The 14,288-nt window shown below is 66.3% G+C and carries 15 protein-coding genes and 1 tRNA gene; 9 read left to right on the forward strand and 7 right to left on the reverse strand.

The window, feature by feature from the left end:
• Positions 1-400 precede the first annotated feature (400 nt).
• Entirely contained in the window at positions 401-2,497 is a 2,097-nt protein-coding gene (dinG, locus tag IHE49_RS13190) for an ATP-dependent DNA helicase DinG (protein WP_192158632.1), read from the reverse strand.
• Positions 2,498-2,606: 109 nt separating this feature from the next.
• Here dinG and IHE49_RS13195 point away from each other — a divergent pair, with 109 nt between their 5' ends.
• Positions 2,607-5,525: a GGDEF domain-containing protein gene (locus IHE49_RS13195; RefSeq protein ID WP_192158634.1), complete on the forward strand. Its 2,919-nt coding sequence runs from the start codon at positions 2,607-2,609 to the stop codon at positions 5,523-5,525.
• 26 nt (positions 5,526-5,551) lie between these two features.
• On the opposite strand, the gene crp is transcribed toward IHE49_RS13195, so the two are convergent.
• Complete coding sequence (crp, locus tag IHE49_RS13200; RefSeq protein WP_192158636.1) at positions 5,552-6,247, reverse strand: cAMP-activated global transcriptional regulator CRP; 696 nt, start codon at positions 6,245-6,247, stop codon at positions 5,552-5,554.
• A 285-nt stretch (positions 6,248-6,532) separates the two neighbouring features.
• Here crp and speD point away from each other — a divergent pair, with 285 nt between their 5' ends.
• Both speD and IHE49_RS13210 read left to right on the forward strand, forming a co-directional pair.
• Positions 6,533-7,318 (forward strand): adenosylmethionine decarboxylase, encoded by a 786-nt coding sequence (gene speD, locus IHE49_RS13205; protein ID WP_192107335.1) that lies wholly within the window; start codon positions 6,533-6,535, stop codon positions 7,316-7,318.
• Positions 7,319-7,355: 37 nt separating this feature from the next.
• On the forward strand, positions 7,356-7,685 hold the full coding sequence (locus IHE49_RS13210) for a low molecular weight protein tyrosine phosphatase family protein (protein ID WP_192158638.1): 330 nt from the start codon (positions 7,356-7,358) through the stop codon (positions 7,683-7,685).
• Between the two features lie 10 nt (positions 7,686-7,695).
• Here the strand turns inward: IHE49_RS13210 and coq7 are convergent, their stop codons facing one another.
• Both coq7 and IHE49_RS18495 read right to left on the reverse strand, forming a co-directional pair.
• A complete protein-coding gene (gene coq7 / locus IHE49_RS13215) occupies positions 7,696-8,337 on the reverse strand; it encodes a 2-polyprenyl-3-methyl-6-methoxy-1,4-benzoquinone monooxygenase (protein WP_192158640.1) in 642 nt (213 codons plus the stop codon).
• Complete coding sequence (locus IHE49_RS18495) at positions 8,334-8,789, reverse strand: (Fe-S)-binding protein (protein ID WP_225578433.1); 456 nt, start codon at positions 8,787-8,789, stop codon at positions 8,334-8,336. The genes coq7 and IHE49_RS18495 overlap by 4 nt, the downstream gene beginning before the upstream one ends.
• 385 nt (positions 8,790-9,174) lie before the next feature.
• Here IHE49_RS18495 and rplM point away from each other — a divergent pair, with 385 nt between their 5' ends.
• From rplM to IHE49_RS13240, 4 genes are all read left to right on the forward strand, one after another.
• Complete coding sequence (gene rplM, locus IHE49_RS13225) at positions 9,175-9,603, forward strand: 50S ribosomal protein L13 (protein WP_192158642.1); 429 nt, start codon at positions 9,175-9,177, stop codon at positions 9,601-9,603.
• A gap of 9 nt (positions 9,604-9,612) precedes the next feature.
• Positions 9,613-10,005 (forward strand): 30S ribosomal protein S9, encoded by a 393-nt coding sequence (gene rpsI, locus IHE49_RS13230; protein ID WP_077484758.1) that lies wholly within the window; start codon positions 9,613-9,615, stop codon positions 10,003-10,005.
• 54 nt (positions 10,006-10,059) lie between these two features.
• A tRNA-Gln gene (locus tag IHE49_RS13235) sits at positions 10,060-10,133 on the forward strand.
• A gap of 304 nt (positions 10,134-10,437) precedes the next feature.
• Positions 10,438-10,701 (forward strand): hypothetical protein, encoded by a 264-nt coding sequence (locus IHE49_RS13240; RefSeq protein WP_192158644.1) that lies wholly within the window; start codon positions 10,438-10,440, stop codon positions 10,699-10,701.
• 348 nt (positions 10,702-11,049) lie between these two features.
• Here the strand turns inward: IHE49_RS13240 and IHE49_RS13245 are convergent, their stop codons facing one another.
• The 3 genes from IHE49_RS13245 to IHE49_RS13255 form a co-directional block, all read right to left on the reverse strand.
• The gene (locus IHE49_RS13245; protein WP_192158645.1) at positions 11,050-11,454 is read right to left on the reverse strand and encodes a hypothetical protein; all 405 of its coding nucleotides are present in this window, start codon (positions 11,452-11,454) and stop codon (positions 11,050-11,052) included.
• Positions 11,451-11,942 carry an Mpo1-like protein gene (locus IHE49_RS13250; protein WP_225578434.1) on the reverse strand — a complete coding sequence of 164 codons (492 nt, stop codon included), beginning with the start codon at positions 11,940-11,942 and terminating at the stop codon, positions 11,451-11,453. Before IHE49_RS13250 ends, IHE49_RS13245 begins: the two co-directional genes overlap by 4 nt.
• Before the next feature lie 189 nt (positions 11,943-12,131).
• Positions 12,132-13,028 (reverse strand): phosphoribosylaminoimidazolesuccinocarboxamide synthase, encoded by an 897-nt coding sequence (locus IHE49_RS13255; protein WP_192158647.1) that lies wholly within the window; start codon positions 13,026-13,028, stop codon positions 12,132-12,134.
• A gap of 117 nt (positions 13,029-13,145) precedes the next feature.
• Here IHE49_RS13255 and IHE49_RS13260 point away from each other — a divergent pair, with 117 nt between their 5' ends.
• Both IHE49_RS13260 and djlA read left to right on the forward strand, forming a co-directional pair.
• Positions 13,146-13,460, forward strand: a complete 315-nt coding sequence (locus IHE49_RS13260; protein ID WP_192158648.1) for a c-type cytochrome — start codon at positions 13,146-13,148, stop codon at positions 13,458-13,460.
• Positions 13,457-14,263, forward strand: coding sequence for a co-chaperone DjlA (gene djlA / locus IHE49_RS13265; RefSeq protein WP_192158650.1), 807 nt, complete (start codon positions 13,457-13,459; stop codon positions 14,261-14,263). The genes IHE49_RS13260 and djlA overlap by 4 nt, the downstream gene beginning before the upstream one ends.
• Positions 14,264-14,288 lie beyond the last annotated feature (25 nt).

The following is a 14,288-nucleotide window of genomic DNA, read 5'->3' on the forward strand; positions in this document are numbered from 1 at the left end:
AGAGGATCAATTCGCTCGTTACCGATGAAATCCTGGTCATCGTCTGCTTGCGGGAGAGGAGCTTTTGCCCTATGCGTCATCGCAAGTTCCAAAGCGGTTTCGTGTTGCTGCAGCAGCCCAAGCTACTTCTCTTTTGTGTGCCCACGCACACGCAGGAGCGCGTGCGTGGGCACACAAAAGAGAAGTAGCCAGAGAAAAGGGCACCCCGCGGTGGCGCTTTTCGTCCATCAGTTGACGGAAAGTGCGTGAGGAGCGGCCGGGCTTTTCGTCCGGACCTCCTGCCTGGTCGAAAAGGCGAGTCCATCGGTGGACTCGCCCGCAGCGCGGCCTGATCCTCCTCGCCTCCTCAGCCCGCTTACGCAAGCGGGCAAAGAGAGCGAATCCGCCGCAGGCCGCCTCCCTATCTCTCGATAACCCGCCTGAACGGCGGCAACGCCCGCAGCATCCCCGCACCATAGCGCTTGGTGACCACACGCCGATCCAGCAGCACGATGCGGCCGGTATCGCTCTCGTTGCGGATCAGGCGTCCGCAGTACTGGGTGAGCAGGCGGGTGGCCTCGGGAATGCTCACTTCGATGAAGGGATTGCGCCCCCGCGATTCCAGCCACTCCGCATAGGTGGCACCCACCGGATCGGTAGGCACGGCGAAGGGCAATTGCGTGATGACCACGGTTTCGCACAGCTTGCCGGGCAGGTCGAGGCCTTCGCCGAAGCTGGCCAGGCCGAACAACGTGCTGCCGCGGCCCGCTTCGATGTCCGCGATATGTTCGGCGATCAGTTGCGTCTTGCCCAGCGAGCCTTGCGCGCGCACTTTGCGCACCTTGTCGATGGGCAGGCGCTGCAGCACGCGGTCGAGCTTGGCGCGCGAGGTGAACAGCACGAGGTTGCCCGCGCTCCAGTCGAGGTGTTCGGCCAGCCAGTCGCTGATCGCTTGCGCGTGCTCCTCGCGTGCGTCGGGCAGGGCATCGATGGCGGGCACTTCGAGTTGTGCCTGCGCGGCGAGGTCGAAGGGCGAAGGCAGGCTGAGCGTGGCCGTGTCGTCGGGCAGGCCCACGGCATCGGCGTAACCGCGGAAGTTGCCGCCTGCGCTCAACGTGGCGGACGTGAGCACCACGCCGCTGGCGTTGCCCCACAGCACGCTGCGCAGCAGACCCGCAGCGGACACCGACGAGGCGTGGCAGACCAGTTGCTGGTCGCCGGTAAGCGTGACCCAGCGCGCCAGTGGTGGCGCCTGGTCGGGATCTTCCGAAGCCCATGCGTGCCAGCAGGAAGCCTGCTTGCCGATGCGTTCCAGCGCGATGCCGAGCTCGCGCGACAAGGCTTCCTGGGTGGGGCCACCGTCGGTCATCTCAACCACCGCCCGACGCACGGCGGCGAGCCAGCGCTGTACTACGGAGGTCTGCAGGCTGAGCATGCGTGCGTGTTCGACCCAGGCTGCCGGCAGGCACCCCAGCGAGCCGCGGTACATGGGTTCGGTTTCGGCAGGATCGGGCAGCCAGCCAAGGCGGATCTCCTTCTCCAGCGCCTCCAGCGCGTCGCCGAGTTCCTGCAGCTTCGTGTCGCCGGCATCCAGGGTGAGCTTGCCGAGATTTTCCTTGTCGGTGAGCGAATAGGCCGCGTGCACCTGGCGCCCGAGCCGGCTCAGCTGGCGTACGGTGACGGCCATGTGCACGTCGGAGGCACCGCGGTCGATCGCCTTGCCTGGGATGTGGTGGGCCTCGTCGAACACGTACAGCGTTTCGTCCGGGCGCGGCAGGATCACGCCACCCCAGTTGTCGTCCTCGCCCGGCATGGTGAGGTCGGCCAGCACCAGGTCCTGATTCGCCACGATGATGTCGGCGTCGTCCACCGCGCGGCGCGCCGCGAAAAACGGGCAGACCATGAATTGTCCGCACTTGCGGTTGGTGCAGCCGCCGGCGCTGGTGGTGAGCATGGGGCGCAGCAGATCGCCGACGGGTTCGGGTGCGGCGTCCATGTCGCCGTTCCAGGTGTTGTCGTCGAAGGCCAGCGCGAGCTTGGCCAGCGCCTGTTTCTCGCGTTCCGCGGGCGGTCTGCTCCACAGCGCGAGGTCGGCGTCGAAGCCGAAGCTGCCCTGCGTCGAGCCGGCAACGCTGTTGCGCGCCATCGCCAGGTTGCGCGGGCACAGGTAGCGGCCACGGCCCTTGGCCAGCGCGACCTTGGCCGCGTGGCCGGAGAGCTGCAGGTACAGCGGAATGTCGCGCTCCACCAGCTGTTCCTGCAACGCCACCGTGGCGGTGGCGATCAGCAGCTTCTTCTTCTGCGCGCGCGCCACCTCGTAGCCAGCGATCAGGTAGGCCATGGACTTGCCGGTGCCGGTGGGCGCCTCGATCGCGACAACACCGCCCGTACTGGCCAGTGCCTTGGCCACCTCGGCGATCATCTTTCCCTGCGAGGCGCGCGGGCGGAAGCCGGGCAGGCCGTCTTTCAGGCGCGCATAAGCGGCGCGGATGGCATCCTTGGTGGTGTCGGCGAGCATGCGGGAGTCCGGGGCGAGCCGGTCATTCTACCGGGCAGGCTTGTACGAGTCGGTGCTGTGCGCCGCCGCGGCTGGGCGCTACCATCAGGCCGGGAGAAATCATCGGCACATGAATTCATACCGCGAGCCGCATGCCACGATTCCGAGCGAGGCCGACCAACTGGTCTGGCTGGGCCGACTGATCGGTGCATCCACGACGCAGGCCGTGGCCGAGCTGGTGGTGGAACTGCTTCGCGCCTGCCCGGCCTGCCGCGATGCCCGCGTGCTGTGGCTGGAGCGCGGCGAATGCCGCGCCACCAGCGGCAAACCGGATGTGCGGGACACGGCGCGCATGCTGGCGGTGTTGAACGATGGGCACGGTGCGCCACCGCTTGCCGACGGCGAACTGCGGATGCGGCTGGCGCCGGATGTTCCGGCCGTGCTGTTCGTGTTGCATCGGGACGCCGCAGCCGGCCCGTCGGTGCGCACGGTGCTGGAGCGCTGCCTCGCGCTGGCCGGGCAGCAACTGCGGCAACTGCTGGCGCTGGCTGAGTTGCACGATTCGCATCACCAACTGGAGCGTTCGGAAAACCTGCTGCGCGCGCTGTTCTCCATCGCCGACCTCGCCGGTGCCGACCTCGACATGCCCGAGCTGCTGCGCGGCATCCACAGCATTGTCGGCACGCTGATGTATGCGGAGAACTTTTTCATCGTGCGGCACGATCCCGAAGGCGGCACGACGCGTTTCCTGTACTACGCCGACACCGAAGACGCCGAAGGCCCCGACATCGTGCGAGAGGATTCGCTGGAGGCGATGCGCGGCTCGCTTACCTGGCACCTGCTCACCCTGGGCCGGCCGCTGATGGGCAGCACCGAGCAGCTGGCTGCGCAGATTGGCGTTCCGCTGAATGTGATCGGCCCTGACAGCGTGGACTGGCTGGGCGTGCCGATGCTGCGTGAGGGACGCGTGCACGGCGCACTGGTGGTGCAGAGCTATCGCCAGGGCATCGGCTACTCCGATGAGGATCGTGCGGTGCTCGGCTTCGTTGCCGAGCACGTGCTCACCGCACTGGAGCGCAAGCAGACCAAGGACGAGCTGGAAGACCGCGTATTGCAGCGCACCCGCGAGCTGGCCGCCGCCAACCGCGAGTTGCAGGAGGAGGTGCTTGAGCGCCAGCGCGCGGGACGCCTGCAGTCGGTGCTGTTCCGGTTGGCCGAACTGGGCACGGCCGACCTCGACGAGGAGGCGTTCTATCGATGCGTGCATGCCGAGGTCGGCAGTCTGCTCGACGCGTCCAATTTCTACATCGCCCTGCTGGACGAGGAAGAGCAGCAGTTGCACTTCCCCTACTACATGGATGCCGGTGTGCAGAGCGCATTCAGCCTGTCGCTGGGGCAACGCAGCATCACCGTGTACGTATTGCGCACCGGCAAGCCCTGGTTGGGCAGTCGCCACGAACTGGATGCCTTGGCAAAGGAGGGCAAGATCGTGCGCCGCGTCATCGGCGTGCCGCCTGCCTGCTGGCTCGGCGTGCCGTTGCGCGCGGGCGATACGGTGATCGGCGTGGTCGCCGTGCAGGGTTACGACGACGAAGTGCGCTTCGGCGCGGCGGACCAGGAGCTGCTCAGCTTCGCCGCGCTGCAGATTGCCAACAGCATCCATCGCCGCCGTGCCGCCGCCGCGCTGCTGCAGGCCAACCTGCAGTTGGAGCACCGCGTGGAGGCGCGCACCCGCGAGCTGCGCGAGCAGATCGCCGAGCGCGAGCAGATGCAACGCCAGCTGCGCCACGAAGTGATGCATGACCCGCTTACCGGCCTGCCCAATCGCGGCTTCCTGCGCGAGCGGCTGGGCGAGCGGTTGGCGCGGCGGTCGTCGGACAAGCCGTGCGCGTTGCTGTACCTGGACGTGGATCGCTTCAAGGTCATCAACGACAGCCTTGGCCATCTGGCCGGAGACGCTTTCCTTCAGGCGGTGGCGAACCGCCTGCGTGCCTGCGTGAGGGTGCCGGACGTGGTGGCGCGGCTGTCGGGCGACGAGTTTGCGATCCTGCTGGACGCGGTGGTCGAACCGGCGGTCGCCGAGCGCATGGCGCACGGCGTGTTGCTGGCGCTGCGCCAGCCGCTGTCGATCGGCGGTCGTGAGCTGGAGCCCTCCGCCAGCGTGGGCATCGCGATTGCCGCGCAGCACGAGCGGGCCGACGCCTTGCTGCGCGACGCCGACATCGCGCTGTACCGCGCCAAGCAACTGGGACGCGGCCGCTACGCGCTGTTCGACGAGACGATGGAGCGGAATGCGGTAGACGAGCTGGCGCTGGAAGTCGAGCTGCGCCATGCCCTGCAGCACGGCGAGTTCGTGCCGTACTTCCAGCCGATCTTCCGGCTGGACAACGGGGAAGTGGTGGGTCACGAGGCGTTGCTGCGCTGGAACCACCCGCGGCGCGGCGTCTTGCCGCCGGGCGACTTCGTGCGCGTGGCCCGGGACTGCGGCCAGCTGGAGGCGATCGACTGGCAGTTGTACGGCAAGGCCTGCGAGCGCATGGCGCAACCGGATGCGGGCGACGGCTTCGTGACGATCAACGTTTCGCCGCTGCATCTTCGCCATGCGGGTTTCGACCGCCAGTTGCTGCAGTTGCTGGCGAGCAGCGGGTTGCCGCCGGAACGTCTGCTGATCGAGCTGACCGAGGACGCGCTGCTGGAGGATCCGGTGCTGGTGCGCGCCACGCTGGAACGCCTGCGGGCCGCCGGCGTGCAGGCGGCGCTGGACGATTTCGGCACAGGCTATTCCTCGCTGGGATACCTGCATTCGTTGCCGCTGAGCAAGCTGAAGATCGATCAGATGTTCGTGCGCGAACTGGATACTGCCGGCGGGGCGGGCGCCAACACCGTGGTGTCGGCGATCCTTACGCTGGCCGCCCGCGCGCTGGGCATCGACGTGATCGCCGAGGGCATCGAAACCGAAGCGCAGCGCGATGCGCTGCATGCGATGGGCTGCGAATTCGGGCAGGGCTTCCTGTTCGGCCGCCCGCAACCGCAGCCGCATGGTGTCTAGCGCATAGCGGTCGCGCGCGCGGCCGGTCAGCGCGTGCCGCGCACCACGATGGTCTTGCCGGAGACGTCGATCATGCCCTGTTCCTCGAGCTGCTTGAGCACACGGCCGACCATCTCGCGCGAGCAACCCACGATGCGGCTCACTTCCTGGCGCGAGATGCGGATCTGGGTGCCCTCGGGGTGGGTCATCGCATCCGGTTCCTCGCACAGGTCGAGCAAGGTGCGCGAGATGCGGCTGGTGACGTCCATGAAGGCCATGCGGCTCACCTGGCGCGAGGTGCGCAACAGGCGGTTGGTGAGTTGGGCGCCGATGGCGAACAGGATCTTCGGGCACTCTTCGGCCAGCGGGCCTTTCATCAGCGTGAACAGGCGCTCGTAGCTGACTTCGGCCATTTCGCACACAGTGCGCGTGCGCACCACCGACTCGCGCTGTGACTGTTCCACGAACAGGCCCATTTCGCCGATGAACTGGCCGCGGTTGATGTAGGCGAGGATCAACTCGCGGCCTTGCTCGTCCTCGGTGCATACCGCCAGCGAGCCGTCGATCACGTAGTACAGCGTGTTGGCCGGGTCGCCGGGCCGGATGATCGCGGTCTTGCTCGGGTAGCGGCGGCGATGGCAGAGCGCGAGGAAGCGCTCCATCGAGGCCGGGTCCGGGGCGAAGGCCAGGGGCGCCTGTGAACGCTCGAAGGCCTGCTGGAGCTGATATTTGAGTAGCGCCACGATGTCTGGTTTCTCTGTGTTATGCGGTTGCGCGCGCTGCCGGTGGCTGGTTCGCCGCCGGGTCCTCCCCTATCCCCCCATTATGGCAAAGCCGTGATGGATTGACGGAGGTTCAGTTTTTCGGGATTTTGCCCCATACTTCGCAGTCTTTCGCTCGCGGCCAGATGTCGCGGGCGTCCACCGGATCATGGGAGACAAGGGTCCCCACGATCCGAATTCCCGCGGGGACCCTTGGTGCTAACCCGCCTCATCTGCTGACCGTTGATCCGGTCATGGAGAGTCGTCGTGGTCAAGCCGTTGCCCCGCCTGCGTCTGCAGGGTTTCAACAACCTCACCAAGGCCCTGAGCTTCAACATCTACGACATCTGCTATGCGGTGTCGGAAGAACAGCGCCAGCGCTACATCGAGTACATCGACGAGCAGTACGACGCCGATCGCCTCACCCAGATCCTCACCGACGTGGCCGAGATCATCGGCGCGAACATCCTCAACGTGGCCCGCCAGGACTACGACCCGCAGGGCGCCTCGGTCACCATCCTGATCTCCGAGGAGCCGGTGGTGGAGAAGCTGGGCCGCGACTCGATCGCGGGCGCCGTGGTGGCGCACATGGACAAGAGCCACATCACCGTCCACACCTACCCCGAGACGCATCCGCACAACGGCATCGCCACCTTCCGTGCCGACATCGACGTGGCCACCTGCGGTGTGATTTCGCCGCTGAAGGCGCTGAACTACCTGATCGACAGCTTCGAGTCGGACATCGTGGTGTGCGACTACCGCGTGCGCGGCTTCACCCGCGACGTGAAGGGCAAGAAGCACTTCATCGACCACAAGATCAACTCGGTGCAAGACTACCTGGCGCGCCACATCCGCCAGAAGTACGAGATGTTCGACGTCAACGTGTACCAGGAAAACATCTTCCACACGAAGATGCACGTGAAGGACTTCGATCTCGATACCTACCTGTTCGACGCGCATGCCGACGACCTCTCGTTCAAGGAGCGCCAGCGCATCGAATCGCTGCTGCGCCGCGAGATCGAGGAGCTGTTCCACGGCCGCAACCTGATGTGACGAAAAGCCCGCCGGAAGGCGGGCTTTTTCTTTGCCCATGACGTTACGCGTTCTGTTCGTCTGCAGCCGCAATCGCCTGCGCAGTCCCACGGCGGAGGCCGTGTTTGCCGGTGTGCCCGGCGTGGAGGCGGATTCCGCGGGCGTGGCCTCGGATGCCGAAACGGTACTCGACGTGGCGCAGGTGGACTGGGCCGACCTCATCGTGGTCATGGAGCGCCGGCACAAGGCGGTACTTGCCCGGAGATTCGGCGCCGGGCTCAAGGGCAAGAGGGTGGTGTGCCTGGATATTCCGGACCGCTACGACTACATGCAGCCCGAGCTGGTGGCGCTGCTGGAGCAGAAGGTCGGCCCCTTGCTTGCCGGTTGAGCGGTACGGCTCAGACCCGGTACGCCACCTTCTTCATCACCATCGAACTGGCCTGCATCAGCTGCGGGATCGGGAACGGCAGGTCGATCCCGCCGCGCGCCTGCGCCTCCCGCCCGTGGCGTACCTCGTCGGCCTGCATCTGTGCCAGCACCGCGCGCGAGCGTTCGTCCTGCGCAGGCAGGCGATCCAGGTGCTCGGCCAGGTGCGCTTCCACCTGGCGCTCGGTTTCCACCACAAAACCCAGGCTCACCGCGTCGCCGGCCAGCGCGGCCAGCGCGCCGATGGCGTAGCTGCCGGCATACCACAGCGGGTTGAGCAGGCTGGGGCGGCTGTCCAGTTCCTTCAGGCGTTCGGCGCACCACGCGAGATGGTCGGTTTCCTCGGCGGCTGCGTGCAGCAGGTGCTCGCGGTTCGCTTCGTTGCGGGCCAGCGCGGCCTGGCCGTCGTACAGCGCCTGCGCGCAGACTTCGCCGGTGTGGTTGATGCGCATCAGGCCGGCGGCATGGCGGCGCTCGGTGTCGTCCAGTTCCGCGTGGGGAGTGCCGCGGGCAGGCGAGGCGCGGTTCGCCTCCGGCGCGCCGGCCACGGTCTCCAGTGCGCGTTCGATGCCGGCGAGCAGACGATCCAGCGGGCTCAGCGTGCGTGCGTTCAAGGGCGATCCTCCAATTGCTGCGCCAGCAGGCTCAGCGGATGTTGCGTGGTCGAGTGCGTCGCGTCGTCGCCGGCGGCGAGGTGCAGGCGGCAACCGATATTGGACGACAGCAGCCGCGCCGGCGCCAGCGCGGCTTCGCGCAGTTGGGCCGCGCGCTCGGGGAATTCCAGCAGGTGGCTGCCGGCCGCGCCGCAACAGCTTGGCGGCCGCGGCAACGAGGTGACCTCAAGCTGCGGCACGCGCCGCAGCAGTTGCAGCATCGCGGTTTCGCCGTGCGCCACGTTGGCCTGGGTACGGGGCAGGTGCACTGCCACGCGCAGCGGCAGCGCCCGGAAGTGCAGGCGTTCGGCGCGTTCGGCCAGCGGGCCCAGCGGCCGTCGGGGGCGTCGGGGGCGTCGCGGTGCCGGGCCGAGCAGGGCACGCGTCCCGACCAGCAGCTCGTCATAACGCACCTCGGCGGGGGCAGACCCGCTGGCAACTCAGGCAGCCCAGGCAATGGTCAGATGGGAGCGCAGCTCCGCCGTAGGCTCGGCTGCGCCGCGGGCCAGCGCGGCGGCGATGGCAATGCGCCCGCGCGGTGACTCCGTCTCGCTGCGATCCAGCGCCTAGGTGGGGCAAGCCGGCAGGCACAGGCCGCACTGCACGCACTGATCAGTCAGTCCCGCGATCCGTATGGGGGCTGTTCAAGTGCCGTGCCAAGCATGCTATCATCGCCGGCCCACAGCCCACCCACTCGGTGGACTTGCGCAGGCGGCGAGAGCTTCGCTATCATTCCGCCTCTTTGCTTCACCGATTAATGTGCAACCGCCCTCGCTGGCGGCATACGGGTATCTTGAGATGAAAACTTTCAGCGCCAAGGCAGAAAGCGTCAAGCGCGACTGGTTCGTGGTGGACGCCACGAACAAGACGCTCGGTCGCCTGTCGACCGAAATCGCGCGTCGCCTGCGCGGCAAGCACAAGCCTGAGTTCACCCCGCACGTCGACACCGGCGATTACATCGTCGTGGTCAACGCACAGAAGGTGGCGGTCACCGGCGCCAAGCTGGACGACAAGATGTACCACCGCTTCACCGGCTACGTCGGCAACCTCAAGACCACCAGTCTGAAGGACCTGCTGGCCACCCACCCGGAGCGCGTGATCGAGATCGCCGTCAAGGGCATGCTGCCGAAGAACGCACTGGGCCGCGAGATGTATCGCAAGCTCAAGGTGTACGGCGGCGCCGAGCACCCGCATACCGCGCAGCAGCCGCAGGCGCTGGAAGTTTAAGGAACCATCATGGCGATTCAGCAGAATTACGGCACCGGCCGCCGCAAGACCTCCGCCGCCCGCGTGTTCCTGCGCAAGGGCACCGGCGCGATCGAAGTCAACGGCAAGACCCTCGACCAGTTCTTCGGTCGCGAGACCTCGCGCATGATCGTGCGCCAGCCGCTCGAACTGACGCAGAACACCGACAAGTTCGACATCAAGGTCACCGTTGAAGGCGGCGGCATCACCGGCCAGGCCGGCGCGATCCGCCTCGGCATCGCCCGCGCGCTGATCGAATACGACGAAAGCCTGAAGTCGTCGCTGCGCAAGGCCGGCTTTGTGACCCGCGACGCCCGCGAGGTCGAGCGCAAGAAGGTCGGTCTCCACAAGGCCCGCCGCGCCACCCAGTTCTCGAAGCGCTAACCGCGCTTCGACGTGCGGCGCTCCAGGTCAGAGCGCGCCGACACGCCAGAGTCTTGGGAGATCGTCTAATGGTAGGACTGCAGACTCTGACTCTGCCTATCTAGGTTCGAATCCTAGTCTCCCAGCCAAAACTGAAAAGCCCTTGAGAAATCAAGGGCTTTTTCTTTGCCTGCGATTTCGTGCGTGGGCGGTTCGGTCGGTACAAGTCATGCGTCTGGCGCCTCATTTTTGATTTCCAGGTGTTGATCTGCATCTGGCGCGAGAGAGGTGGCCCGGAGATTTCCGGGTTCACCTATCGGTGTGCACCGTATCGGGCATCCATTGCACAATGTGACGTCCATCACTGCTATCGTTCGCCATTGTTGGCAACCAGCAATGCCAATGTGTCGACGGTACTGGCTACACCATTCCCTGATCACCGGAGAGTGCTGCATGAGCATCGTCTTCAACATCATGGAAGACACCCGCGGCCTGTGGCGCGTCTGCCGCGAAGATGTATCCGTCCTCGAAGATCTTTCCTTTGCATCGGCGATCAGGCACGCGCGCCAATTGGCTCGCGACATGCACGCCGCGGCCCGGGTGACTACCAAGGTCGTCCTCTCGTCTCCCGAGTACGAAGTGATCCTGGTACAACATGCGCGACCGGCTGATCCGTCGGAGCCGTGGCAGCTGGATAACGAGTCGGCGGCTGCCTGACGAACGGTGGCTCTCAACGCATCGCGACCAGCAAAGTCGGCCGATGTCTGTGAGGGCATTTCGTTGAAGAGCTCCCACGCCGCTCCCACACCGACGCTGCGAGTATGAGCAAGATGGTGCCGCCGTCGAAGTGACGGACCCGCACAAGCACTTCGCGAGCAGGGGCGAGTGCTGCGCATCCTCGGCCAACAGTTGGGCCTAGTGCCGTACCGAGCCAGATGCGGCTGAAAGGTGGCCTGCCGCCCGATTGCGGAAGATGCGGCGTTGAGGCTAGTTGCCCGGGCCTCTATGAGGCGGGGCGGTTGTCTTTGGTATTTAGCGATGTCGACTTCTGGGTTGAATCCGTCTTCAAACCAACGTTGTCGCCACCCCAAATCCCACCGCCATCACCGCCGCTACTGCCAGACACGCGCTCCCCGCACGCACCCGCCGCGCATCGACCCTTGGCGTCAACCGCCACACCATCGCCACGCCCACAAGCATGTCCACCACCAGGGCCCAGCGCAGCAACCCGGAAGTGAGCAGCGTACGGAACGGCGGATGCAGGTGGCCTTCGTACGCAGCCACGCCAACCACCAGCAGCAAGCCGAGCAGCGTCCACAGCAGGCAGGCAAGATAGACGCGGTTGAATACCACGTTGCAGCGTTCGGTCCAGCGCAGCACCGACCAGACGATCAGCGCGCAGAACAGGGCGCCGATGCTGCCGTAGAGCACCCACCACACCAGGCTGCTGACGAGGGTGAGGGAGTTCATACGGCGTGCTTGAAGCCGAGCCGGCGCAGCAGCTTGGCCATCAGCCAGGCCGGACCGATCAGCAGGTAGGCGAGATCGGTAAGGAAGCTGGGCCTGCGGCCTTCGAACTTGTGGCCGATGAACTGGCCGATCCACGCCACCACGAACACGCCGACGGCGAGCCAGCGCAGATTCGTTGCGCCGAGCTGCCCGTACAGGAAATGGGTGAGCAGGCCGAGGACGGCGAAAGCGAGCAACAGCGCCAGCGCCAGGCGGCGCGAGTGCTTCCAGTACCAGTAGAACGCCAGCACCATCGCCGCTACCGCCCAGGCGCCGGGACGCAGGTAGGCCCTCGGCACGGGCGCCGTCCACAGCAGCGCGATCACCGTCCACACGATGGGTGGCACGCAGCACCAGTGGAAGACCTGGTTCACCGGGTTGCGGTGGTCGTTGCTGTAGCTGTCCAGCCAGTCCTGCATGCTGCGCGGGTTTGCGGCTTGCGTGGCCATCGTGCGCTCCCCTCGTGAGTCAGGGTGCAATAGCAGCACGGCGATGGCGGGTGTCGCAAGCCGTGGTGCCCGCATTGTCGTCATCCTCGCGAAAGCGGGGAGCCAGCGACTTCAATCCCTTGCATGCAAAGACGCTGGATTCCCGCTTTCGCGGGAACGACGAGCAAAAGAAGCCGGCTGCCGGAGGTCTCAGTCCAGCCGGATGCCCGCCAGCCGCTCCAGCGCCTCGGCGTACTTGGCAGCCGTGCGCGCGATCACCTCATCGGGGATCACCGGACCGGGCGCGGTCTTGTTCCACGGCTGGGTTTCCAGCCAATCGCGCACGAACTGCTTGTCGTAGCTGGGCGGGCTGATGCCCACCTGGTAGCTGTCGGCAGGCCAGAAGCGCGAGGAGTCCGGCGTAAGCATCTCGTCCATCACGTAGAGCCTGCCATCGGCATCGGTGCCGAATTCGAACTTGGTGTCGGCGATGACGATGCCGCGCTCGGCGGCATAGGCAGCGGCCCACTGGTAGATGGCGAGCGTGGCGTCGCGCACCTGCCCGGCCAGCTCTTGGCCCACCGCATTCACCACCGCGTCGAAGCTTACGTTCTCGTCGTGGTCGCCCACGGCAGCCTTGGTCGAAGGCGTGAAGATCGGCGCCGGCAGCTGTTGCGCCTGCTTGAGGCCCGCGGGCAACGCGATGCCGCACACCGTGCCGGTCTTCTGGTAGTCCTTCCAGCCCGAGCCGATGATGTAGCCGCGCGCGATGGCTTCCACCGGTACCGGCTTCAGGCGACGCGTGACCACGGCGCGCTTTTCGTAGAGCTTGAGGTCGGTGCCTGGCGGCAGCACGTCGGCCAGCGGCACGTCGAGCAGGTGGTTGGGCACGAGATGCGCGGTCTTGCCGAACCAGAAGTTGGAGATCTGCGTGAGCATCTCGCCCTTGCCCGGAATCGGATTGGGCAGCACCACGTCGAACGCGGAGAGCCGGTCGGTGGCCACCATCAGCAGGCGCCGGTCGTCCAGCGCATAGACGTCGCGTACCTTGCCGCGATGGATCAGTTCCAGGCCGGGCAGGTTCGATTGCGGCAGGGTGGTGGGCACGACGGCGGTTCCGTGGGCGAATGGGGAACGCGCATTGTAACGGCTGGCGCAGGTGCCGCCGCGGTCAAAGGTGGACTGCGCTGCTAGAATTCGCGCCTTTGGGCCCGGCTCTCGTCGATGCGCAACCTGTTGATCACGGCACTCTGCCTTGTCGTCGCCCTCCCGGGAGTGGCGCAAACGGTGTCGCCCAAGCCATCGAGGCTGGGCTTGTGTGCGGCTTGCCATGGTGAAACCGGCGTGGCCGTGATGCCAGGCGCGCCCAACCTTGCCGGGCAGCGGTTGGATTACCTGCGCGCGGCGCTGAAACACTACCGCGATGGCAGCCGCGACGTGCCGGTGATGCGTGCGGCGATCGGCCCGCTCAGCGATGCCGAGCTGGATGCGGTGGCGCGCTGGTACAGCGTGCAGATTCCGGCGGCGGCCAAGCCATGAACTTTGGCTACACGCTCTGGTTCGGCTTCTTCGGCCTGCTGATCGGCCATCTGCCCGGTGCGATCACTGGCGCGGTGATCGGCTTCGTGTTCGACAACCTGCGCCACAGCCAGCGCAAGCAGGCCACGCCGGAGGCGGGCGGTTTCATCGGGCCGCTGTTTGCCCTGCTCGGCGCAGTGGCGAAATCCGATGGTCGCGTTTCCGAGGCGGAAATCGCGATTGCCGAGCGCATGATGACGCGCATGGGCCTGGACTCGGCGCAGCGCCAGCAGGCCATCGCCAGTTTCAATGCGGGCAAGCAACCTGAGTTCGACGTAGCGCCCACCATCGAGGATCTGCGCCGCTGGGCCGGCCTGCGACGCGACCACGCGTTCCCTGTGCTGGACGTGGTGATCGACACCGTGATTGCGGAAGGCAATCCGCCGCCGGAGAAGATGGCGATCCTGCACCAGCTCGCCTTCGCCCTGCGCGTCAGCGACATGGAGCTGATGGCGCTGATGGCGATGAAGGGCTACGCATGGAATGCGGGCAGCACGGGCAGCCGCGGCGGCCACAATTACGGCGGTGGCGGCTACGTGCCGCCGCAGCGCAATACCCACGGCCCCGATCCCTACGCCGTGCTGGGCATCGAGCGCAGTGCCGACGACCGGGCGGTGAAGCGTGCCTACCGCAAGCTGATTTCCGAGCATCATCCCGACCGTCTCGGCGACCTGCCCGAAGCCATGCGCAAACAAGCCGAGGCGCGCGCCAGCGAGATCAATGCGGCCTACGAGCGGATCAAGGCGGAACGCGGTTTCAAGTAGGAGCGCACCCTGTGCGCGAAAAGCC

The sequence above is a fragment of the Rhodanobacter sp. 7MK24 genome, assembly GCF_014842995.1.
Classification (GTDB): Bacteria; Pseudomonadota; Gammaproteobacteria; order Xanthomonadales; family Rhodanobacteraceae; genus Rhodanobacter_A.